Genomic DNA, 400 nt, shown 5'->3' with positions numbered 1-400 from the left:
ACCAGCTGCAGGCCGGGTACGCCGAGGGCGTCGCGGTTATATTCGATCAAGGCTTGGCGGCCTTCATCGGCTTCAATCGCCAACGCCCTGCAGCTGGGATGCGCGCGCATCCATTCGATGCCGATGGAGCCGCTGCCCGCGCCCACGTCCCAGAGCAGCTCGCCGGGCATCGGGGCGAGGCGGGCGAGGGTGATGGCGCGCACATCGCGTTTGGTCAGTTGGCCGTCGTGTTTGAAGGCCGCGTCCGGCAGGCCGGCGAGGCGTGGGAGGCGGGGTGCGTCGGGATCGGCCAGGCAGTCGATGGCGAGCAGGTTCAGGTCGGCCACCGCAGGCTCACCCCACGACTGCGCGATGCCGTCGATACGCCGCTCCTGCGCGCCGCCCAGGTGTTCAAACACGC

1 protein-coding gene is annotated in these 400 nt (G+C 69.8%); it reads right to left on the bottom strand.

What is annotated here, in order from left to right:
* The coding region (locus AC0L20_RS40045) for a bifunctional cobalt-precorrin-7 (C(5))-methyltransferase/cobalt-precorrin-6B (C(15))-methyltransferase (RefSeq protein ID WP_473295676.1) at positions 1-400 on the bottom strand (400 nt) is incomplete at both ends.

The organism is Bradyrhizobium sp. Kon58 (assembly GCF_055807455.1).
Note: the sequence above shows the minus strand (reverse complement) of the source record. Positions and strands in the feature narration are given on the sequence as shown.